The sequence below is a fragment of the Kitasatospora sp. NPDC088264 genome (genome assembly GCF_040685715.1).
In the GTDB taxonomy this organism is placed as follows: domain Bacteria; phylum Actinomycetota; class Actinomycetes; order Streptomycetales; family Streptomycetaceae; genus Kitasatospora.
Genome location: NZ_JBFBIR010000017.1, coordinates 125,451 through 146,180, shown reverse-complemented (window position 1 = coordinate 146,180; position 20,730 = coordinate 125,451). Strand labels below are relative to the sequence as shown.

The window sequence follows — 20,730 nt, the reverse complement described above, 5'->3', positions numbered from 1 at the left end:
GCCCAGACGAACTTGCCGACGCCGCCGGCGCGGGGGCAGCAGCCCCACTTCTCGGCGAGTTCGTTGATGAGGAGGACGCCGCGTCCGTGTTCGTCGTCGGGGGTGGGGGTGTGGAGGGAGGGGCGGCCGGTGCCGGCGTCGTGGACTTCGAGGCGCAGGCGGTCGGCGGTGAGGGAGAAGCGGATTTCGATGAGGCGGTCGGTGGGGGCGTCGGTGTGCTGGACGGCGTTGGCGAAGAGTTCGCCGAGGAGGAGTTCGGCGGTGTCGCGGTAGCGGTCGCCGGTGGGGAGGGCGGCGAGGTAGGCGCGGAGCAACTGCCGGGCGACGGGGGTGGATTCGGTCCGCGAGTCGAGGCGGGCGGCGAACGTGCGGGGCCGACGGGAAACGAGCATGGTTGTGCACCTCAGGGGCGGAATGGGGTTAACTTCACCACTGCTGGTGATTGACTGATGACGAACAGTCAACCGTCCTGTCCTGTGGTCGGCTATGGCCGAGCCGAGCCGGGAAGTTGAAACCCTTGAAACCCGTCTGCAGGGGGGAACTGTCGTGCGAACCGACCGCGAACCGAACCGAAAGCTCGCTTCGTTGATGACCGAAGCCGCCTGGGGCAACGGCGAATTGGCGCGGGCCGTCAACCGGACCGGTACCGAGGCTGGGCAGCGGCTCAAGTACGATGCCTCGGCTGTTTCTCACTGGCTCGGCGGCACTTCGCCTGCGGCGAAGGCCCTGCCGGTGGTCTTGGAAGCGCTGGCACGGAGACTCAAGCGGCCGATCACCGCTTTCGAGGCCGGATTTCGCGACAGGCCTACCACCGTTGACGAGTCGACGGATACGGTGTCAGGGCTGATCGATCTGGGGAGCCTCGATATGGACCCATCCCGGCGCGGAGTTCTCACAGCCAGCTTGTACTCGGTGGCTCTCACCATTCCGGGTTGGCCCGACCTGGTAGGCCGTTTCGAGAAACTGCGGACCAACCCGCACCTGCGGATCGGCATGGCAGAGGTCCAGTCGGTCGCCGCCATGACCGAACGGATCAGCGACCTGGACGACCAGTTCGGTGGCCGGATGGCACGACCGATGGCCGCCTCGTTCCTGGTCAACACGATTGCCCCGTACCTACAGGCGGACGCCACCGAGGACGTTCGCGAGGCGATGCTGTCGGCCGCCGCCGACCACTGCTACCTGACCGGCTACATGGCGATGGACGAGCGTCACGATGCCCTGGCCCAGCGCTACTACATGAAGGCTCTGGAACTGGCAGGGCATGCGGGCGATCACCTCACGTACTGCACCACTCTGCGCGGCATGAGTGTGCAGGCCGTCGACCTCGGCCATGGCAGTGCCGCCACGCGGTTCGCGGATGCCGCCTCGGCTGCCTCCCCGCAGGCCGGCCCCCGGATGAGGGCCTTCCTCGCGGGCCAACAGGCCCACGCCACCGCCCAGACCGGAGACAGGGCCGGAGCCTTGTACCACCTGCGGATGGCGGAAGTCGCGATGGAGCAGGCCGAGTCCAAGGCGAAGGCGTTCGGCTCCTACGATCCGTCCTCCCTCGCCTACCACGAAGCCAAGGTCCGCTGGGAGCTCGGCGACAAACCTGGCGCCATCACCGCGATGGAGGCGTCCGACCGCCTGCGGTACTCGGTGTACGTGCGCAATCGGGTGCGGATGACCGGCATGCTCGCAGAGTGGAAGTTGCAGGCCGGCCGCCTCGAAGAAGCCTGTGCGGACTGGCATCGAGCTCTCGATGACTACCCGGCTGTCCAGTCCGGTCGGGCCGACGACCGCTTCCGCTCGATGATGGCCATGATCAAGCCCCACCAGGGCAACCGGTACGCGCGCGACTTGTACGACCGTGCCCGGCCGATGGCGAAGGCGGCCTGATCGGGCTGGAGATGCCCAATGGGCAGAACTATGTCTCCTCGGAGAGCTTGGATCGAGCGCATCCGAGCAATGATTCGGAAGTCGTCGCTGCACACCGGCGCGTCTATGGTCGGCTTCGCAGTGAGATACTCCCGGTGAGTAACTCGCCTACGCTGATTCGTGATGCGCTGGAAGGGTACAAGGATGACGCGAAACGAGCTCGCCAGAGCCGTCTGGCGGAAGAGCAGCTACAGCAGCAACGGCGGACAGTGCATCGAGGTGGCCCTCGCGTGGCGCAAGAGCAGCTATAGCGGGGACGATGGGGGCGAGTGCATCGAGGTGGCCCTCGGATCCCTTCCGGGCGGCGTCCCGGTGCGTGACTCCAAGGACCCGCACGGGCCGGTGCTCGTCTTCCCGGCCTCGGCCTGGACGTCCTTCCTCTCCTCCGTCCAGGCCGGTGACTTCCCGGAGCGGTGACCCGCCGCCGGGGGCGCATCGTCTTCCGCGTGCGCCTGCCGCAGTCTGAAACGCGCCTTCTGACCAGGTGAAACGCGGATCGGTCCCTACGCTGGGTGTCGGCCCGCCAGCCCCGTCGAAGGACCGCGTATGCGCCGCTCCCGCCTCATGCTGTTCCTGGCCCTGTCCGCCGTGACCGCCTCCGCCCTCGTCGCCGCCGACGCCGCGCCGGACGGGCCGGTCCCGTCGGTCAGCCTGCCGGTGCTCCGCGACCCGCAAGCCCAGCAGAGGCTCCACCGCATGACGGACCCGGTGCAGGACTGGGTGGAGTCCGGCGCTCCGGCGGCGGACGGCTACGCCGGGACCGTGATCGACGCGTCGAACCAGCACGCCGACATCTACTGGAAGGGCGAGGCCCCGACCGAGGTCCGGGCGCTGCTCGACGCGAACGCCGGCCCCGGCTACACCGTCGACGTTCACCAAAGCCCTTACTCCCGCGCGGAGATGCGCGCCGCGATCGACCGGTTCACCGCCGCTGTGGCGCCCGAGGTATGGACGTCGATCGGCCCGCAGGAGGACGGCACCGCCATCGCGATCACGTACGTGCCGACGAAGGCGACCCGGCCGACCGGCGGCGCCACGACCGAGCAGGCGTACTCCCGGACGGCCGCCGAGATCGCCGGGATGCCGGTGACGGCCACCGTCGAGGGCATCCCTGCAGCGCTGTCCGGCAGCCGGCACTCCGACAGCGCGCCGTACTACGCGGGCGCCGAGGTCAACACCGGCAAGGCCTCGTTCTGCTCGACCGCGTTCAGCGGTTGGAAGGACAGGACGAGGGTGCTGCTGACCGCCGCACACTGCGGCGGCGGCCGGTACTACAACGGCACCGGCGGCTACATCGGCGACCTGTACGCGATCGGCGACGGTTTGGACGTCGGCATGATCGCGATCAACGGCAACGGCACCGGCCGGTTCTACGACGGTGCCTGGTCGGACAGCAGCGGTTCGTCGCGACGCACGTACGGGATCGGACGCAACAACGTGGGGGACCTCGTCTGCCTCAGCGGCGCCCGGTCGGGGTGGAAGTGCGACGTGGAGGTCAAGAAGGTCGATGTCGAGACGACGAACGACGAGGGGACGAAGATCAAGCCGGTGGACATCGCGGAGTTGAAGGGTGGTGACCGACGGGCGATCGGCGCGAAGGGCGACAGCGGCGGCCCCGCACTCGCCAACCCGTCCGGCGCGAACGGTGACATGGAGGCTCGCGGCGTGATCGTGGCCGGAAGGTCGGAGGTCGGTTGCCCGGCTGGATCGACGGCACACTCGACGACCTGCTACGCGCAGGTGCTCTACGTGCCGATGACGCCGGTGGTGAACCAGCTGGGCTTCTCGATCTCCTGACGGCAGCGCGAGCCGGGAATCCCGCCCCCGCCGAGGAGGAGTGTCAGTTCCGCGGGTTGAGGCGGCGGGTGGGCTCCGCCGTCGACGGGTCTTCGGGCCAGGGGTGGCGGGGGTAGCGGCCTCTCAGCTCTGCGCGGACGGCGCGGTAGCCGTTCTGCCAGAAGCTCTCCAGGTCGCCGGTGACGGCGGCGGGGCGACCGGCGGGGGAGAGCAGGTGAATGGTCAGCGGGACGCGGCCGGCGGCCAGGGCAGGGGTCTTGGTCCAGCCGAAGAGTTCCTGCAACTTGACGGCCAGGAACGGGCGTTCGGTGCTGTAGTCGACGCGTATCTTCGAGCCGGACGGCACGGTGATGCGTTCGGGGGCCAGCTCGTCCAGGCGGCCTGCCTCGCCGGTGGCCCAGGGGAGCAGGCGTTGCAGGGCGGCAGTCGTATCGATGCGGGCGAGGTCGGCGCGGCGACGGGCGCGGGAGAGTTCGGGCTCCAGCCACTCGTCGGCGCGTTCCAGCAGTGCTTCGTCCGAGACGTCCGGCCAGGGGGCGCCGATCGCCGCGTGCAGGAAGGCGAGGCGTTCGCGCAGGCCGGAGGGGAATGTCAGCAGGGTGCTGATGCCCTCGCGGGCCAGGCCTTCGAGGATGGCGGTGCGGACGAGGGCCCGGTCGGGGCGGCTGAGCGGCTTCTCGGCGAGTTCGATCGCGCCCAACGACTCGACCCGGCGGGAGACGACCTCGTCGCGGCGGGTGTCCCAGTGGACTTCCTCGCGGGATTCGAGCAGCGAGGCACCGGCAAGCCGGGCGGTGTCCTCGTCCAGTGCCGCAGCGTGCAGGATCCGGGCGGACGGGGAACCGGCCGGGCGGTCGGCGACTGCGATGGCGAGCCACGGCAGTGCGCCGAGCGCGGTGCCGGGCGCGAGTTCGGCCGCCGTCCCGGAGGCCATCAGGTACGGGCTGCGCTCGCCGGGGGCGGGGCGTTCGACCCGGGCGCGGGCGATGCGTTCGGGGAAGGCGAGGGCGACGACGAGGCCGGCGGCGGTCGTGTCGGGTAGCTGAGTGGCGGCTTCGGAGCCGGCGGCGCGCAGCAGGCGGCGGACTTCCTCGCGCCAGCGGCCGGCGTAGGGGTCGTTGGAGGAGCGGACCGCCCGCCAGACCGCGCCGAGGTCGTCGCCGAGGGCGCGCGGCGGTTCCTCGGAGAGCAGGGCGACCACCTCGGCGGCCCGACGGGCGCCGACGGCAGAGGCGCCGTCCACGAGCGCCCGCCCCAGCCGGGGGTGCAGCCCGGTGCGGGCGAGGCGCACGCCGCGCGGAGTCGCCCGGCCGTCGGCGTCGACGGCGCCGAGGGCCTGGAGGGTCTGCCGGGCGGCGGCCATCGCCCCGGCGGGCGGGGCGTCGGGCAGGGCGAGGCCGGTGGCGTCCGGGTCGCCCCAGCAGGCGGCCTGGAGAGCGAACGTGGTGAGGTCGGCGAGGGCGATCTCGGGGGTGGGGAAGCGGGTGGCGAGGGCGTCCTCGACCTCGTTCCAGCAGCGGTACACGGTGCCGGGGGCCTCGCGGCCCGCACGGCCGGCGCGCTGGCGGGCGGCGGCGAGCGAGGCGCGGACGGTGACCAGGCCGGCCAGGCCGCGGGCGTGGTCGGTGCGGGGTTCGCGGGCGAGCCCGGCGTCGATGACGACGCGGACGCCGGGCACGGTGAGCGAGGACTCGGCGACGGCGGTGGCGAGCACGACGCGGCGGCCGTCCGAGGGGGTGAGGGCGGCGTCCTGGACGGCCTGCGGGGCGCGGCCGTGGAGTTGTAGTACGTCCGCCGCCACGGTGGACAACTGCCCGGCGACACGGCTGATCTCGCCGACGCCGGGCAGGAAGCAGAGCACGTCGCCCGCCTGCTCGGCGAGCGCCCGCCGGACGGTGGCGGCGACGTGGTCGAGCAGCGCCGGGTCGACCCGGGTGCCGTGGGCGGGCCGGACGGCGCGCGGCGGCGGTGCCCACACCGTCTCGACCGGGTGGGAGACTCCGTGCGCCTCCACCACCGGCGCGCCGCCGAGGAGTTCGGCCCAGGCCGCGGTGTCGGAGGTGGCCGAGGCGCAGACCAGCCGCAGTTCGGGCCGCAGTGCCGCCCGGACGTCGAGGAGGAACGCGAGCGCGGTGTCGGCGTCCAGGTGCCGTTCGTGGCACTCGTCCAGGACGACCACGTCGACGCCGGGCAACTCCTGGTCGCGCTGGAGCCGTTGCAGCAGCACCCCGGTGGTGACCACCTCGACCACCGTCTCCGGGCCGACGCGACGGTCCCCGCGCACGGTGTAGCCGACCCGCCCGCCGACCGCCTCGCCCAGCAACCAGGCCATCCGCCGGGCAGCGGCCCGGACGGCGAGCCGGCGCGGTTCGGCGACCAGCACGCGAAGCGTCGGACGCTCGGGATCGAGCAGACCGGCGAGCGCGAGCGGCACCAGCGTCGTCTTGCCGGTGCCGGGCGGGGCGGCGAGGACGGCGGTGCCCGGCCCGTCCAGCGCGTCGTGCAGTGCGGGCAGGGCGCTGCGGACGGGCAGTTCGCGCCAGGCGGGGTTGGGCAAGGCGGGGTTCGGCGAGGCGGGGTTGGGCAAGGCGGCGTTCGGCAAGGCGTCAGCCCCGCTCGGCGACGAAGATCGCGGTGCCGGGGATCAGCCGCCCGCGCAGCGGGGACCAGCCGCCCCACTCCTGCTCCAGGCCGACCGGCCACTCGGGCTCGACCAGGTCGGTCAACCGGAAGCCGGCGCCGACGAGTTCGCGGACCCGGTCGCCGATGGTGCGGTGGTGCTCGACGTAGCTGGCACGGCCGTGCTCGTCCTCCTCGACGTAGGGGGTGCGGTCGAAGTAGGAGGAGGCGGCGGTGAGGCCCTCGACGCCGGGCTCGTCGGGGAAGGCCCAGCGGATCGGGTGGGTGACGGAGAACACCCAGCGGCCGCCGGGGCGCAGCACCCGGTGCACCTCGCGCATCAGGGCGGCGGTGTCGGCGCTGAACGGGACGGCGCCGTAGGCGGAGCAGGCGAGGTCGAAGGAGGCGTCGGCGAAGGGCAGGACGGCGGCGTCGGCCTGGACGACGGCGACGGGGGTGGCGCCGCGGCCGAGGTCGATCCGGCGGGAGTGCTGGAGTTGGCGGTGGGAGATGTCCAGGGCGACGGGGCGGGCGCCGCGGCCGGCCAGCCAGCGCGAGCACTGGGCGGCGCCGGCGCCGATCTCCAGCACGTCCTTGTCCGCGACCTCGCCGAGGAGGTGGGCGTCGGCCTCGTCGAGGCCTTCGGGGCACCAGGTGAAGCGGTCGTCGCCGAGGAACTCCCCGTGCTCGTCCTGGTACTCGTCGGCGTTGCGGTCCCACCAGTGCCGGCTGGCCCGGCTGCTCTCCCCGGTGCCGGCCGCGCGCCGTACCGCGTCGTCGCCGTCGCCGTCAAGATCATGCAGGTCGGACTGGGGGGTGGTGGCCACGGTGATAATGCCCATCGCGTAGGGTGTGGAGTGCGGAAGCGCCGCTGCCGAGACCGGGCCCGTCAAGGACCCGATCCTGGTGGTGGCATCCGGGGAAGGGCCCCCTTCGGGCGCCACCGCAAGGTGCGCAATCGGAGGATATGGCCTGATCCACACCGGGCTCCACCGTCTTGCCGCTCTTGGCGTTGACCGTGCCTGGCCGTCCCCGTATGCTACAAGTTGCGCTGCGGGCCTGCGCGCCTCAGACGGAGCAGGTCGCGCTCGCATCTGTCGAAGACCCCACGGTCGCAAGACGGACGCCGGATTTCTCGCTGTGCGGGAATGCCGGTGCGCCGTGCTCTTGGCTGTCCGGCTTTCGGTGGGAGCGATACGGGCCCTCCGCGTGGCATTACCTACGACTTTCATGTCCGTACCGGAGCCCTTTTCCTAATGACGAGCCCCACCGACTCCTCCCTCAGCACCACCCCGCAGGTCGCGGTCAACGACATCGGCGACGCCGAGGCGTTCCTCGCCGCCATCGACGAGACCATCAAGTACTTCAACGATGGCGACATCGTCGAGGGCGTCATCGTGAAGGTCGACCGTGACGAGGTCCTCCTCGACATCGGTTACAAGACCGAGGGCGTCATCCCGTCCCGCGAGCTCTCGATCAAGCACGACGTCGACCCGCACGAGGTCGTCGCCGTCGGTGACAACATCGAGGCCCTGGTTCTCCAGAAGGAGGACAAGGAGGGTCGTCTCATCCTGTCCAAGAAGCGCGCTCAGTACGAGCGTGCCTGGGGCACGATCGAGAAGATCAAGGAAGAGGACGGCATCGTCACCGGTACCGTCATCGAGGTCGTCAAGGGTGGTCTCATCCTCGACATCGGCCTCCGTGGCTTCCTGCCGGCCTCGCTCGTCGAGATGCGCCGCGTCCGCGACCTCCAGCCCTACGTGGGCAAGGAGCTCGAGGCCAAGATCATCGAGCTGGACAAGAACCGCAACAACGTGGTCCTGTCCCGCCGTGCCTGGCTGGAGCAGACCCAGAGCGAGGTCCGCCAGACCTTCCTCACCACCCTGCAGAAGGGCCAGGTGCGCTCCGGCGTCGTCTCCTCGATCGTCAACTTCGGTGCCTTCGTGGACCTGGGTGGCGTCGACGGCCTGGTGCACGTCTCCGAGCTGTCCTGGAAGCACATCGACCACCCGTCCGAGGTTGTCGAGGTCGGCCAGGAGGTCACCGTCGAGGTTCTCGACGTTGACATGGACCGCGAGCGCGTCTCCCTGTCGCTGAAGGCGACCCAGGAGGACCCGTGGCAGCAGTTCGCCCGTACCCACCAGATCGGCCAGGTCGTTCCGGGTAAGGTCACCAAGCTGGTTCCGTTCGGTGCGTTCGTCCGCGTGGACGAGGGCATCGAGGGTCTGGTCCACATCTCCGAGCTGGCCGAGCGCCACGTGGAGATCCCGGAGCAGGTCGTCCAGGTCGGCGACGAGATCTTCGTCAAGGTCATCGACATCGACCTCGAGCGTCGCCGCATCAGCCTGTCGCTCAAGCAGGCCAACGAGGCGCTGGGTGCCAACCCGGCCGAGGTCGAGTTCGACCCGACCCTGTACGGCATGGCCGCCTCGTACGACGACCAGGGCAACTACATCTACCCGGAGGGCTTCGACCCCGAGGCGAACGACTGGCTGGCCGGCTTCGAGAAGCAGCGTGAGGAGTGGGAGCGCCAGTACGCCGAGGCGCAGTCCCGCTTCGAGCAGCACCAGGCCCAGGTCATCAAGAGCCGTGAGGCCGACGCCGAGGCCGCTGCCGAGGGTGGCGACGCCGTCGCCGCCGCTGCCGGTGGCTCCTACTCGTCCAGCAGCGACGAGGGCTCCGGCGCTCTCGCCTCGGACGAGGCCCTGGCGGCCCTGCGCGAGAAGCTGGCGGGCGGCCAGAGCTGAAGCTCTGACCCGCTGCCAGTGCCTGGCGCATAGCTGAACGGTGGGCCCCACCCGGAGAAATCCGGGTGGGGCCCATTTCGTTTTCCGCCTTTGGTCGGGGTCTTTTACTTCACGTTCTTTCGTTTTTCGCCTTCACTTATTTGTGGTTTATGTGAAGGAATTTTGTGAGATGTGGCTCATTGTCCGTCTATAGGTCGAACATCGGGTTGCACCTACATTGAGGGGAGCTGCCCGAAAGGCCTCCTTGATGCGCAACGCTCCCACCGCTGCCGGCGACCCCGCGGTCCCCGGGCGGCTCGCCGCCCTCGGCCGGTTCTGCTTCCGCCACCGCCGCTGGGTGCTCGGCCTCTGGGCCGCCGTCCTGGTCGTGGGCGTGCTGATCGGCGGCCGGGTCTTCGAAGGAACAGTGGCCGGTGCCTCCTCCGCCACCGCCGAAGCCGACCGGGGCAACGCGGTGGTCGCCGCGACCGACCCGGCCCGCGGCACCGTCACCGCCGTCGTGGACGGGAAGCCGGTCGACGACCCGGCCGTACGGGCCGCCGTCACCAAGGCCACCGCCGACCTCGCCGCCCTCCCCGGCGTCTCCTCCGCGCTCGACGCCTACGGCACCGGCCCGGCGCCCGCCGCACTGCGCTCCGCCGACGGCACCGCGAGCCTGGTCACCGTACGGATGGCCGACACCAGCACCTCCGCCCAGACCGACGCCGTCACCCAGCGCCTCGCCGCGCTGAACGGCGAGGCCGGCGCCCACGTCACCGTCGGCGGGGACCTGGTGCTCCAGGACGAGGTCAAGAAGCAGACCGAACAGGACACCCGCTTCGGCGAGATGGTGACGCTGCCGCTCACCCTGATCGTCATGGTGCTGGTCTTCGGCGGCCTCGCCGCGGCCAGCCTGCCGGTGATCGGCGCGGTCGCCTCGGTGGGCGGCGCGCTGCTGGCCATGTTCGGTTTCAGCCGGATCATGGACATCGACACCAGCGTGCTGCCGATCGCCACCGTGCTCGGGCTCGGGCTCTCGATCGACTACGCGCTGCTCATGGTGAACCGCTTCCGGGAGGAACGCGGGCACGGCGCGGGCATCGCCGCCGCCGTCGAACGCACCGCCGCGACCGCCGGGCGCACCGTCGCCTTCTCCGGCCTCACCGTCGCCGTCGCGCTCTCCGGCCTGTTCGTCTTCACCAGCCCGGTGCTCGGCGCGGTCGCCGCCGCCGGGGTGAGCGTGGTGGTGATCGCGGTCGCCGCCGCGCTGACCCTGATCCCCGCGCTGCTCGGCTTCGCCGGCTCCCGGATCAAGGCGCCCGCCGCGCCCGTCCCCGACGAGGGCTTCTTCAGCCGGACCGTCCGCCGGGTCGGCAAGCGGGCGGTGCCGGTCGCGCTCGCCTGCGTCGCCCTGCTGATGGCCGCCGGCGCGCCCTTCCTGCACGCCGACATGCGCAACTCCGGCGCCGCCGTGCTGCCCGCCTCCTCGGCCGGGCGGCAGGTCGCCGACGCCGTCGACCAGCGCTTCCCGCAGGCCGCGGCCGCGCCGATCACCGTCGTCGTCGAGGGCGGCGCGCCCGTCGCCCAGGCGTACGCGGACGACGTCGTCGCCAAGTTGCCCGGGGTCGCCGGGGTGCGGGCGGTGACCCCGGTGAGCGACTCGGTGTCCACCGTCGACGTGCTCGTCCACGGCGACCCGCAGGGCCACCAGGCCAAGCAGGTCGTCCAGGAGCTGCGGGCCGACCGCGGCGGGCTGAAGACCTACGTCACCGGCGGCGCGGCCTCGGTCGTCGACTTCAAGGACGAGCTGATGTCGCGGGGCCCCTGGGCACTCGGACTGGTCGCGGTCGGCACGCTGGTGCTGCTCTTCCTGATGACCGGCTCGGTGGTGATGCCGGTCAAGGCGCTGCTGATGAACCTGCTGTCGCTGGGCGCCTCGCTCGGCGCGCTCACCCTGGTGTTCCAGGACGGGTACTTCAGCGGGCTGCTCGGCTTCAGCCCCACCGGCGGGCTGGAGACCTTCATCCCGGTGCTGGTCTTCGCCTTCGCGTTCGGGCTGTCCATGGACTACGAGGTGTTCCTGCTCGCCCGGATCAAGGAACTGCGGGACAAGGGGCACAGCTGCACCAGGGCGGTGGAGCTCGGGGTCCAGCGCAGTGGCCGGATCATCACCTCGGCGGCGCTGCTGATGGTGATCGTGTTCGCCGGGTTCGCCCTCGGGGACATGCTCATGGTCAAGCAGATGGGCATCGCGCTGGCCGTCGCCGTCGCGGTGGACGCCACCCTGGTGCGCTGCCTGCTGGTGCCCGCCGCGATGAGCCTGTTCGGCGAGTTCAACTGGTGGGCGCCCGCCCCGCTGCGGCGCCTGCACCGGCGCTTCGGGCTGAGCGAGCACGTCGAACTGCCGACCGTCGGCGCGACGGCCGTTCCGGCTCCGCGGCCGGAGGCCAGGGACCTGGTGGGTTCAGCGCAGTCGGCGCAGTAGGTCGACGCCCGCCCTCAGGGTCAGCCGCTCCTCCGGGGTGAGGCGGGCCTCGATGGCGGTGGCGATCCGCTGCTCCCGGCGGGCGCGCTGCTCCAGCAGGGCGGCGCGGCCCGCTCCGGTCGCGGTGACCAGCAGTTTCCGGCCGTCGGTGGGGTGAGGCTGCTGGGTGACGAGCCCGGCCTCGGTCAGCAGGGCGACGGTGCGGGCCATCGACTGGTGGCGGACGCGCTGGTGCTCGGCGAGTTCGGCGACGGTGCAGGCGCGTTCGTCGCGGACGAGGACGCCGAGGACGCCGGCCTGGTTCTGCGGCAGCTCGTCGTCCGGGCGCAGGGAGCGGACCAGGTCGCCGATGGCGGCGCGCAGCTCGGCGGCGAGTTCGAGGGTTTCGGGAGCCGGACTGTTCATGGGAGAAGCCTACCGGGAACCTCCACAGCAAAACTGTACAGTCCTGCTGTATGGTCTGCCGCATGAGGATCACCAAGTTCGGACACGCCTGCGTACGCCTGGAGCACGACGGGACGACCGTCGTCGTCGACCCCGGGGCGTTCACCGACCCCGCCGCGCTGACCGGGGCCGACGCCGTCCTGATCACCCACGAGCACATGGACCACTTCGAGGAGGCCCGGCTGCGCGCAGCCCTGGAGGCCGACCCGGCCCTGCGGGTGTGGACCAACAGCGCGGTCGCCGCCCAACTGGACGGCGTGGCGCAGCGCGTCGCCGTGGTCGGCGAGGGCGACGCCTTCGAGGTCGGCGGGGTCGGGGTGAGCGTGCACGGCGAGTGGCACGCGGTCATCCACCGGGACATCCCGCGGGTGAAGAACATCGGCTTCCTCTTCGACGGCCGGCTGTTCCACCCCGGCGACGCGTTCACCGTGCCGCCGCACTCGGTGGACACCCTGCTGCTGCCGCTCGCGGCGCCGTGGAGCAAGGCCGGTGAGGTCGTCGACTACGTCCGGGAGGCCGCCCCGCGGGTGGCGGTGCCGGTGCACGAGGCGACGCTGAGCCCGATCGGGCACATGATCGCCACCCGGCTGCTCGGGCCGGACGGGCCGGGCACGGGCGCGGAGCTGACCGTGCTCGGGGAGGGCGAGAGCCTGGAGCTGGGCTGACGGTGCCGGGAGGCGGGGCCGGACCGGTGCTGGTTGCGCGATGGTCGGCCGCTGGTCCCGGCGGTCCGGGCGCCGGTAGCCTGACGCCATGCTGAAGATCGGACTGACGGGTGGCATCGGCGCCGGCAAGAGCGAGGTGTCCCGGCTCTTCGCCGCCCACGGCGCGGTGATCGTGGACTCCGACGTGATCGCCCGCGAGGTGGTCGCGCCCGGGACGGACGGTCTGGCGGCCGTGGCCGCCGAGTTCGGGCCGCAGGTGCTGCGCGAGGACGGCGCGCTCGACCGCCCGGCCCTCGGCGCGATCGTGTTCGCCGACCCGGCGCGGCTCCAGGCGCTGAACGCGATCGTCCACCCGCTGGTGCGCGCCCGGTCCGCCGAACTGGAGGCCGCGGCCGCGCCGGACGCGGTGGTGGTGCACGACGTGCCGCTGCTCGCGGAGAACGGCCTCGCCCCGCTGTACGACCTGGTCGTGGTGGTCGACGCGGCCGACGACGTGCGGGTGGAGCGGCTGGTGCGGCTGCGCGGGATGGCCGAGGACGAGGCCCGGGCCCGGATGGCCGCGCAGGCCTCGCGGGCGGACCGGCTGGCGATCGCCGACGTGGTGATCGACAACGGCGGGCCGCTGGAGGCGCTCGTGGCGCGGGTCGACGAGGTGTGGGCGGAGCTGGTGAAGCGCGCCGCCGCTGCCTGAGGTTCAGGCGGCGGTCAGCGGCAGACGGGCCCGGACGGCGAAGCCGCCCTCGGTGGTGGGGCCGGCGTGCAGGGTGCCGCCGAGGTCGTCGGCGCGGGTGCGCATGCCGTCCAGGCCGTGGCCGCCGGAGGGCAGCCGGAGTCCGTCCGGGTCGGCCGCCGTGGCGGGGGAGTTGACGATGTCGAGGCGCAGCCCGTCCGGGTGGACCTCGACGGTGACGGCGACCTCGGCGGCCGGGGCGTGCTTGTGGGCGTTGGTCAGGGCTTCCTGGACGATCCGGTAGGTGGCGTACTGCACGGCCGGTCCGGGTGCGGGCAGTCCTTCGGCGGGGCCGGTGAGGGTGAGGTCGACGGCGAGTCCGGCCTGGCGGGACTCCTCGACCAGGGCGGGCAGTCCGTGCAGTGAGGGGCCCTGGTCGGAGGCCGGGGTGAGGACGCCGAGCAGGCCGCGCAGCTCGGTGAGGGCCTGGAGGCCGAGAGCGCGGATCAGGCCGAGGGTCTCCCGGACGGCGGTCGGGTCGTCGGCGGCCGCGACCTGGCAGGCGCCGGCGTGCAGGGTGATGAGGGAGACGCGGTTGGAGACCACGTCGTGCATCTCCCGGGCGAGCCGGGCGCGTTCGGCGGCGGCGGCGCGCTCCTCGGCGTACCGGCGGGCCGCCTCCAGCAGCCGGTTGCGTTCGGCGAGCGCGGCGACGGCGCGGGCGCGATGGTGGGCGGTGAGGCCGAGGGCGAGCGGGACGGCGCCGAAGACCAGCGGGTCCTCGGCCAGGTTGGCGAGGGCGGAGAGGCTGCTGACGTCCCCGAGGTCCATGGGGAGGAGCAGGCGCACCCCGGCCAGCACGGCCAGGGCGGCCGGCACCCGGGTGGCGCCGCGCCGCGTGGCCAGCCCGTAGAGGGCGACGGCGAGCGGGAGTTGGCCGCCCAGCAGGGTGACGGCGGCGACGGCCGCCGGGTACCGCAGGCGGACGGCGAGGGCGAGCGCGCCGGCCGCCACCAGGCCCGCGTTGACCGGTGCCGAGGTGGTCGGCCCGATGTCGGGGTCGCCCGCGGCGAGCGGGACGAGCACCAGCAGCACCAGGACGGTCGGCCCGAGCGCGACGACCGGGCCGGGCAGGCGCAGCGGCGGGCCCGGCAGCGGTACCGCGGCGAGGGCGGAGTCCAACTGGTCGGCGGGGTGGGTCCGGTGGGCCGCGCCGGCGTGGTGGGTGGCGTGGGGCTGGTGGGCGGCGTCGGCGTGGTGGGCGGCGTCGGGCTGGTCGGTGGACGGGTGGTGCTGGTGACGGGTGGGGTCCAACCGGCCGGTGGGGCGCCGGAGTCGGGGCCGCTGCTGGGTGGGCTGGCGCATGGGGGCATGCTCGCACACCCCGTCCGGCCCGGGGTGGCGAGCGGGCCGCAGTGGCCGGGAACAGCCTGGAATTCGCCTTCCCGGGAAGGGATCATGGTCGGATGGATGATCGTTTCTCTCCCGAGCCGCCGACCGTCGTCCGGCTGCCGCAGTACACCCGCGCCGACCATGACGAGATCCTCGGCCCCGGCGACGACCCGTACGGCGTCGCCTACACCGGACTGACCTGGCTGCCCAAGGACATCCACTTCGGCATCCGGGCCGCCGACGGCCGGCTCGTCGCGCACACCGGCCTGGTGCCGCTCCCGCTCACCGTCGGCGGCACCGACCTGGCGGCGATCGGCGTCGGCGGCGTCGCCGTCGCCCCCGACCGGCGCGGCGCCGGCCTCGCGCGGGCCGTGGTCCGGGCCGCCCTCGGCCACGCCCGCACCCTCGGCCACCGCCACGCGCTGCTGTTCTGCCGCCCGCCGCTGGCCACGTTCTACCGGGGGCTCGGATTCCGCGAGGTCGCGGAGGAGGTGACGGTGGAGCAGCCCGAGGGGCGGTTGGCGGTGATGCCGCTGCGCACCATGTGGGCGCCGTTGGCGGAGGGCGCCGGGTGGCCGGAGGGGCCGGTGCGGTTGCGCTCGCTGCCGATGTGACGTGCCCTGTGGGGATGGGGGGGCGGGGGCGGGTTCTGGGCGGGGTCACTCCGGCCAGGCGGAGTTCTCGATCACGGCGACGAAGTCGGTCCGCTCGAAGTCCGGGTCGAAGTGGGCGAGGACGTCCGCCTTGACGTTGCCGAAGGCGGTCTCCGGCTTGGGCGCGACGCCGTCGTGGAAGGCGCGCAGGATGCCGCGCTTGAAGTCCGGGCGCGGATGGGCGGCGACCACGGCGTCCCGGTCGGCGGCGGCGAGGTCCGCGTACCCGATGCCGAGTACGTCCAACTCCACGCCGGCGGTGGTCAGCGCGGTCTCCGGCTCCAGGAACTCCGGGATGCCGGGCGTGGTGTGCAGGGCGATCGCCTCCCACACCAGGCGCACCCGCCGCTCGTCCACCCCGTGCCCGCGCAGGAACGCGGCGGCGGCCTCGGCGCCGTCCACCTCGAAGCGCCGACCGGAGGCGTGGTGCTCGGGGCCCAGGCCGAGATCGTGGAACATCGCGGCCAGGTACAGGAGTTCGGGATCGAAGTCGAGCCCCCGGCGGCGGCCCTGGAGGGCGCCGAACAGGTAGACCCGGCGGGAGTGGTGGTACAGCAGCTCGGTGGTGGCGTCCCGGACCAGCTCGGTGGCCTCGGCGGCGAGGCGGCTGTCGGGGATCCGCACCCCGGCGATCTCGGTGGCGGTCATGCGGTGGCCTCCAGGGCGGTGGTGCTCGGGTCGGTGCCCGGCACGGCGGCGGTCGGTACGGCGGCGGTTCGGTCGGCAGGGGTCGGGTCGGTCAGGTCGGTCGCGGTCGGCGAGCCCGCCGCGTGGGCGACGGCGGCGCCGGCCAGCGCGCGGATCATGGCGTGCGCCCGGGTGCCGTCGCCGGACAGCTCCGGCTGGAAGAGCGAGGCGAGGAAGAACGGGTGGTCCGGCAGTTCCAGGACGCGCACCTCGCCCGCGCCGTCCGCGCCGCTGAACCGCAGCCCGTGCGCGCGCAGTCGGTCCAGGTAGTCGGCGTTGAGGCCGTACGCGCAGTGGTAGCGCTCCAGGGTGCGGGTGGTGCCGAGGACGCGCTCGGCGAGCGTGCCGGGGGTGATCGCGACCGCCCCCTCGTGGCCGACCAGGGAGCAGGCCAGCGGCACGATCACCTGCTCGTCCCGCTCCGGGTGCTCCTCGCCGTGGACGGCCCCGCCGAGGCCGCAGACGTTGCGGGCGTACTCCAGCACCGCGTGCTGGAACCCGGCGCAGGTGCCGAGGAAGGGGATGCCGCGCTCGCGGGCCGTCCGGACGGCGGCCAGCGCGCCCGCCTCGCTGCGGTAGGGGCTGCCGGGGAGCAGCCAGACGGCGTCGAAGCCGTCCAGGGCGCCGGGCGCCCCGGCGTCCTCGGTGGGGATCCAGTAGGCGTCCAGGACGAGCTGCTCGCGTTCGGCGAGGGCGTCGAGCAGGCCGGGGATGCGGGCGTGCGAGCGGACGGCGGGGGAGCGGTCGCCGACCAGGGCGATCCGCGGGGTGAGGTAGGTCATGGGGCTATCCTGGCCCCGCACCCGAGATCAGCGCCAACGATGATTTCTTACCCCTCGATCAGAAGAGTTGATGACTGCCGTGGATCCGCAGCAGCTGCGCACCTTCGTCACCGTCACCCGCCTCGGCTCCTTCTCCGAGGCCGCGCGGGAACTCGGCTACACCCAGTCCGCGGTCTCCCAGCAGATCGCCGCCCTGGAGGCCGACCTCGGGACCGGCCTGCTCAGCCGCCGCCCGGTCGGCCCGACCGAGGCCGGCCTGCGGCTGCTGGAGCACGCGGCGCCCCTGCTGGTCCGGCTGGAGGCGGCGCGCGCCGACGTCGCACGCCTGGCCGGTGCCCCGAGTGCCCGGCTGGTGCTCGGTGCCACTCCGCTGGCAGTCGGAGCGACCCTGGGGCGCGCACTCGGCGAGGTGCGCCGGGCCCACCCGGCGGCCGACCTCGTCGTCCGGATCCTCGCCCAGGACGCGCTGCCCGCCCAGGTCGCCACCGGCGAGGTCGACCTCGCCCTGATCGACGGCCTCGCCGCCCCCAGCGACCCGCTGCCGCTGCCCGACGTCGGCCCGCTCACCACCGTCGCCGTCGACGAGCAGCCCGTCGCCGTCGCCCTCCCGGTCGGCCACCCCCTCGCGGGCCGCACCGGCGTCGCGCTCGCCGACCTCTCCGCCGCCCGCTGGCTCGACGCCCCCGACCTCACCCCGACCGCCGCCCGGCTGCGCGCCGCCGCCGGCGTCGACGGCTTCCGCCCCGCCACCCGCTACCGGGGCACCGACGTGCACGGGCTGCTCGCCCTGGTCGCCACCGGGCACGGGCTCAGCCTGCTCCCGGCGTCCGTCCTCACCGGGGCGCCCGGCGTCGCGTCCGCGCCGATCGCCGCCCCGCGGCTGGTGCACCGCACCGAACTGGTGCACGGCAGCCTGCCGGAGGGGTCGGCCGCGCTGCTGGCACGGCTGCTGTCGGGCACGCCCTGAGCCCGCTCCCCGGATCGCGCCGGGCGCCCGCGGTGATTGTGGAGGCGCGATCACCGGGCGTTCACGTCCTGGGACTGACGGTGGTCGCATTGGTGGTGCTGTCATGGGCACAGTCGCCCGGCGCGAGGCCGGGCAAGGCCCAGGAGATCCCCCACATGATGCTCCGTCAGCGTCTCACCGTCGTCGCCGCGGCGGCCGTCCTCGCCGCCGCCGGGCTCGCGGCCGGCACCGCGCAGGCCGCCCCCGCCAAGGGCTCGCCCGTCAAGATCCGTCCGCTCGCCGCGAGTTGTTCGCAGGCCTACCTGCCGCTGCCCGACCCGTCCTGCACTCCGGGCGCCTACAACCCGGACGTCACCCAGGCCACCATCGGCCAGACCATCTGCGTCTCCGGCTGGACCTCCACCGTCCGCCCGCCGACCAGCTACACCAACGCGCTGAAGGCGCAGCAGATCGCGCAGTACGGCTACGCGGACACCAACCTGTCCGACTACGAGGAGGACCACTTCGTCCCGCTGGAGCTCGGCGGCGCCCCGCGCGACCCGCGCAACCTCTGGCCCGAGCCCCGTTACGGCGACCAGACCGCGACAGGCAAGGACGGCGTCGAGACCAAGCTGAAGAACGCGGTCTGCAAGGGCAAGGTCGGCCTCGACGACGCCCGCAGCGCCATCGTGACCGACTGGACCACCGCGCTCAGCAGCCTCGGCCTCTGACCCTCTGCCGCTCCGGCCCTTCGGCCTTCGGCCTTCGTGCTGGTGCGGCGGTCGGTCCGTCCGGTCCCCTGTGCCGGACGGGCCGACCTGCCGTCCGCCCCGGGCGCCGCCTCGGCGGTGCGCGGGGCCGTCTGTGGTGGTTCTGTGGTGGTGGCTGGGGCGCGGCGCCGGGTCAGCGGCCCGAGCGGGCCGAGCTGGCCGGGGCCGGGCCCGCGGTGGTGCCGGGCCGCGTGTGCGCGGCGCCGTCCGCCCGTTCCCGCTGCCCGGTCGCCTCGCGGATGCGGGCACTCGGCATGGCTGTTCCCTTCCCCCGTACGTTCTGCCGCCCGGCCGCCGGCCCGCTGCGCTCCTCTGTTCCGAGGGGCGGTCGGGCTCGGCTGCGTCGACGGCGGTCGAAACTTATGCCACCGGGCCGCCGGGAGCAAAGCGGGATACCGGCGGGTAGGCCGCCTTACCCGGCCGTTGCGGGGGCGTTGGTGGTGAAGGTGTGTGCGGGCGTGTCGGAAGGTATGGCGGGCCTTCGGCGCCCGACCGGTCGGCGGGACGGCGCGCGGTCGCGGATTCCCCCTGCCGGGCGGGGGTTCGCCGGTCGGCCGCAGCCCCGGCCCGCCCGCCCGTGCGGGCCCGCGGCCGGTCGCGGCGGACGGCCGATGCCAAGGCTTTCCCCCGACCGGATCCGCCGCCCTCCCTCCGGGTGACGGGCCTGGCTCGGCACGCCCCGGCACGCTCCCGGCCCCGGACCGGACCGGTGGCGGATCAGGCGTGGGTGCCGGGGACGCCGAGCTGCTGGGCGAGCCAGGGGAGGGCCTGGGCGAAGGTGGCGGCCCCGGTCTGCCAGGTGTGCTTGCCGGAGCCGACGGCGGTGGTGGTGCGGATGCCGTCCTTCCGAGCGGCGTCGTTGAGGGCCTTGGCGGACTCGATCTGGCCGTGCTCCTCGTCGCCCTGCCCGAAGTAGCCGGAGACGCCCTGGTACTTGGGGTGGTGGGCGAGGACGGTCAGCGGGTCGTGGGCGGCCCAGGCGGTCGCGTCGCCGCCGTACAGCTCCTGGACGGTGTGGTCCTTGTCGCCGGTGGCGGGGCCCTTGTCGCCGGAGAAGTCGCCGAAGTGGGTGAAGACGTCGGGGTGTTCGACGGTGAGGTCGACGGCGCAGGTGCCGCCCATGGACCAGCCGGCCACGCCCCACCTGTGCGGGTCGGTGGCGGCGTTGAAGGTCTTCTGGACGAACGGCGGGACGTCCTTGAGCAGATGGCTCTCGGAGTTGCCGTGCGGGCCGTCGACGCACTCGGTGTCGATCCGGAAGCCGCCGGTCGCGTCGACGAAGACGAGGATCGGCGCGAAGCCGTTGTGCTTGGCGGCGAAGTCGTCCGCGGTCTTCACCGCGTTGCCGGAGCGGATCCAGTTGTCGGGCGCGGCGAACTCGCCGCCGATCAGCTCCAGCGCCGGCAGCTTCGGCCGGTTCTGGCTGCGGAACCACGCGGGCGGCAGGTAGACGAGCTCCTGGCGGTGGGTGAAGCCGCTGGCCGTGCTCGGGATGTCCACCTGGACGATGCGGCCGGTCCTCGTCTTCCCGTGCAGGGAGCCGAGTTCGGCGAGCGTGATCTGCTCCGGCAGCGGCTGCCCGCCCAGTTCGCCGATCGCGTCGTCGAGGGTCGGGTAGTAGCCGGTGGCGATGTTCACGCTGTTGGCGGCGCAGAACAGGGCGAGCAGCGCGGCCGGCGGCGCCAGCGCCCGGCGCCACCAGCGGGCGCCGCGCCAGCCGAACCCGAGCACGCTGACCGCCGCGACCGCGACCCCGCCCCACAGCCACACCCCGAACGGGATCGGATCGGTGATCCCGGCGAGCGTGAGCACCCCGACGGCGGCGAGGGCGGTGAGCAGCAGCGCCGTCCCGAGGGCGATCGGGCCCCACTTCAGCCGCCAGGCCCGGTCCCGCCAGCCGAGGGCGGCCAGGAACAGGACGAGGGCCGCGGCCTGGACGGTCCAGGGGAACCAGCCGCCGAGCAGGGAGACGTTCATCTGGCGGAGGCTAGGGGTGCCGGATGAGAAGTCGATGAGAGGCTGACAGGTCGCTGGGAGGCGGCTGGGAGGTACCGTCGGTGGCCCGCGTAGGCCCCGGTTGACGGGCGCGCGGCCGGGGGCGCTACATTTGAACGCGTTCAGGTTTGCTGCCCGGGGGAGTCATGGTGGTGGTGCCGACAAGCGCGCGCCTGCTG

19 protein-coding genes are annotated in these 20,730 nt (G+C 73.2%); 10 read left to right on the top strand and 9 right to left on the bottom strand.

Going from position 1 to position 20,730, the window contains the following annotated elements; translation table 11 throughout:
• On the bottom strand, positions 1–392 hold a 392-nt coding region (locus tag AB0O82_RS16570), incomplete at its 3' end, for an ATP-binding protein (protein WP_363584198.1).
• A 196-nt stretch (positions 393–588) separates the two neighbouring features.
• Here AB0O82_RS16570 and AB0O82_RS16565 point away from each other — a divergent pair.
• From AB0O82_RS16565 to AB0O82_RS16555, 3 genes are all read left to right on the top strand, one after another.
• Complete coding sequence (locus AB0O82_RS16565) at positions 589–1,881, top strand: tetratricopeptide repeat protein (protein WP_363584210.1); 1,293 nt, start codon at positions 589–591, stop codon at positions 1,879–1,881.
• A 183-nt stretch (positions 1,882–2,064) separates the two neighbouring features.
• Entirely contained in the window at positions 2,065–2,337 is a 273-nt protein-coding gene (locus tag AB0O82_RS16560) for a DUF397 domain-containing protein (protein ID WP_363584196.1), read from the top strand.
• A gap of 129 nt (positions 2,338–2,466) precedes the next feature.
• Complete coding sequence (locus AB0O82_RS16555; RefSeq protein WP_363584194.1) at positions 2,467–3,717, top strand: hypothetical protein; 1,251 nt, start codon at positions 2,467–2,469, stop codon at positions 3,715–3,717.
• A gap of 43 nt (positions 3,718–3,760) precedes the next feature.
• Here the strand turns inward: AB0O82_RS16555 and hrpB are convergent, their stop codons facing one another.
• Entirely contained in the window at positions 3,761–6,274 is a 2,514-nt protein-coding gene (gene hrpB, locus AB0O82_RS16550) for an ATP-dependent helicase HrpB (protein WP_363584192.1), read from the bottom strand.
• A 49-nt stretch (positions 6,275–6,323) separates the two neighbouring features.
• Complete coding sequence (locus AB0O82_RS16545) at positions 6,324–7,178, bottom strand: class I SAM-dependent methyltransferase (protein ID WP_363584190.1); 855 nt, start codon at positions 7,176–7,178, stop codon at positions 6,324–6,326.
• Between the two features lie 414 nt (positions 7,179–7,592).
• On the opposite strand from AB0O82_RS16545, the gene rpsA reads away from it, so the two are divergent.
• Together rpsA and AB0O82_RS16535 are read left to right on the top strand one after the other, a co-directional pair.
• Entirely contained in the window at positions 7,593–9,083 is a 1,491-nt protein-coding gene (rpsA, locus tag AB0O82_RS16540) for a 30S ribosomal protein S1 (protein ID WP_063347134.1), read from the top strand.
• A gap of 247 nt (positions 9,084–9,330) precedes the next feature.
• Complete coding sequence (locus AB0O82_RS16535; protein WP_363584189.1) at positions 9,331–11,547, top strand: MMPL family transporter; 2,217 nt, start codon at positions 9,331–9,333, stop codon at positions 11,545–11,547.
• On the opposite strand, the gene AB0O82_RS16530 is transcribed toward AB0O82_RS16535, so the two are convergent.
• The gene (locus AB0O82_RS16530) at positions 11,527–11,952 is read right to left on the bottom strand and encodes a MarR family transcriptional regulator (protein WP_363584187.1); all 426 of its coding nucleotides are present in this window, start codon (positions 11,950–11,952) and stop codon (positions 11,527–11,529) included. The genes AB0O82_RS16535 and AB0O82_RS16530 overlap by 21 nt on opposite strands.
• Before the next feature lie 62 nt (positions 11,953–12,014).
• On the opposite strand from AB0O82_RS16530, the gene AB0O82_RS16525 reads away from it, so the two are divergent.
• The gene (locus AB0O82_RS16525; RefSeq protein ID WP_363584185.1) at positions 12,015–12,656 is read left to right on the top strand and encodes an MBL fold metallo-hydrolase; all 642 of its coding nucleotides are present in this window, start codon (positions 12,015–12,017) and stop codon (positions 12,654–12,656) included.
• Between the two features lie 88 nt (positions 12,657–12,744).
• Positions 12,745–13,347 carry a dephospho-CoA kinase gene (gene coaE, locus AB0O82_RS16520; RefSeq protein ID WP_363584183.1) on the top strand — a complete coding sequence of 201 codons (603 nt, stop codon included), beginning with the start codon at positions 12,745–12,747 and terminating at the stop codon, positions 13,345–13,347.
• Positions 13,348–13,350: 3 nt separating this feature from the next.
• Here the strand turns inward: coaE and AB0O82_RS16515 are convergent, their stop codons facing one another.
• Positions 13,351–14,691: a histidine kinase gene (locus AB0O82_RS16515; protein WP_363584181.1), complete on the bottom strand. Its 1,341-nt coding sequence runs from the start codon at positions 14,689–14,691 to the stop codon at positions 13,351–13,353.
• A gap of 101 nt (positions 14,692–14,792) precedes the next feature.
• Between AB0O82_RS16515 and AB0O82_RS16510 the strand changes: the two genes are divergently transcribed.
• Positions 14,793–15,332, top strand: coding sequence for a GNAT family N-acetyltransferase (locus AB0O82_RS16510; RefSeq protein WP_363584179.1), 540 nt, complete (start codon positions 14,793–14,795; stop codon positions 15,330–15,332).
• 45 nt (positions 15,333–15,377) lie between these two features.
• Here AB0O82_RS16510 and AB0O82_RS16505 read toward each other — a convergent pair whose 3' ends face one another.
• On the bottom strand, positions 15,378–16,019 hold the full coding sequence (locus tag AB0O82_RS16505) for an HD domain-containing protein (protein WP_363584177.1): 642 nt from the start codon (positions 16,017–16,019) through the stop codon (positions 15,378–15,380).
• Positions 16,016–16,840, bottom strand: a complete 825-nt coding sequence (locus tag AB0O82_RS16500) for a hypothetical protein (RefSeq protein ID WP_363584175.1) — start codon at positions 16,838–16,840, stop codon at positions 16,016–16,018. The genes AB0O82_RS16505 and AB0O82_RS16500 overlap by 4 nt, the downstream gene beginning before the upstream one ends.
• Before the next feature lie 70 nt (positions 16,841–16,910).
• On the opposite strand from AB0O82_RS16500, the gene AB0O82_RS16495 reads away from it, so the two are divergent.
• The gene (locus tag AB0O82_RS16495) at positions 16,911–17,807 is read left to right on the top strand and encodes a LysR family transcriptional regulator (RefSeq protein WP_363584173.1); all 897 of its coding nucleotides are present in this window, start codon (positions 16,911–16,913) and stop codon (positions 17,805–17,807) included.
• A 155-nt stretch (positions 17,808–17,962) separates the two neighbouring features.
• Complete coding sequence (locus tag AB0O82_RS16490) at positions 17,963–18,517, top strand: hypothetical protein (protein ID WP_363584171.1); 555 nt, start codon at positions 17,963–17,965, stop codon at positions 18,515–18,517.
• Positions 18,518–18,689: 172 nt separating this feature from the next.
• On the opposite strand, the gene AB0O82_RS16485 is transcribed toward AB0O82_RS16490, so the two are convergent.
• Together AB0O82_RS16485 and AB0O82_RS16480 are read right to left on the bottom strand one after the other, a co-directional pair.
• A complete protein-coding gene (locus tag AB0O82_RS16485) occupies positions 18,690–18,812 on the bottom strand; it encodes a hypothetical protein (protein WP_363584169.1) in 123 nt (40 codons plus the stop codon).
• A gap of 461 nt (positions 18,813–19,273) precedes the next feature.
• Positions 19,274–20,533 carry an alpha/beta hydrolase-fold protein gene (locus AB0O82_RS16480; protein WP_363584167.1) on the bottom strand — a complete coding sequence of 420 codons (1,260 nt, stop codon included), beginning with the start codon at positions 20,531–20,533 and terminating at the stop codon, positions 19,274–19,276.
• Positions 20,534–20,730: the final 197 nt, after the last annotated feature.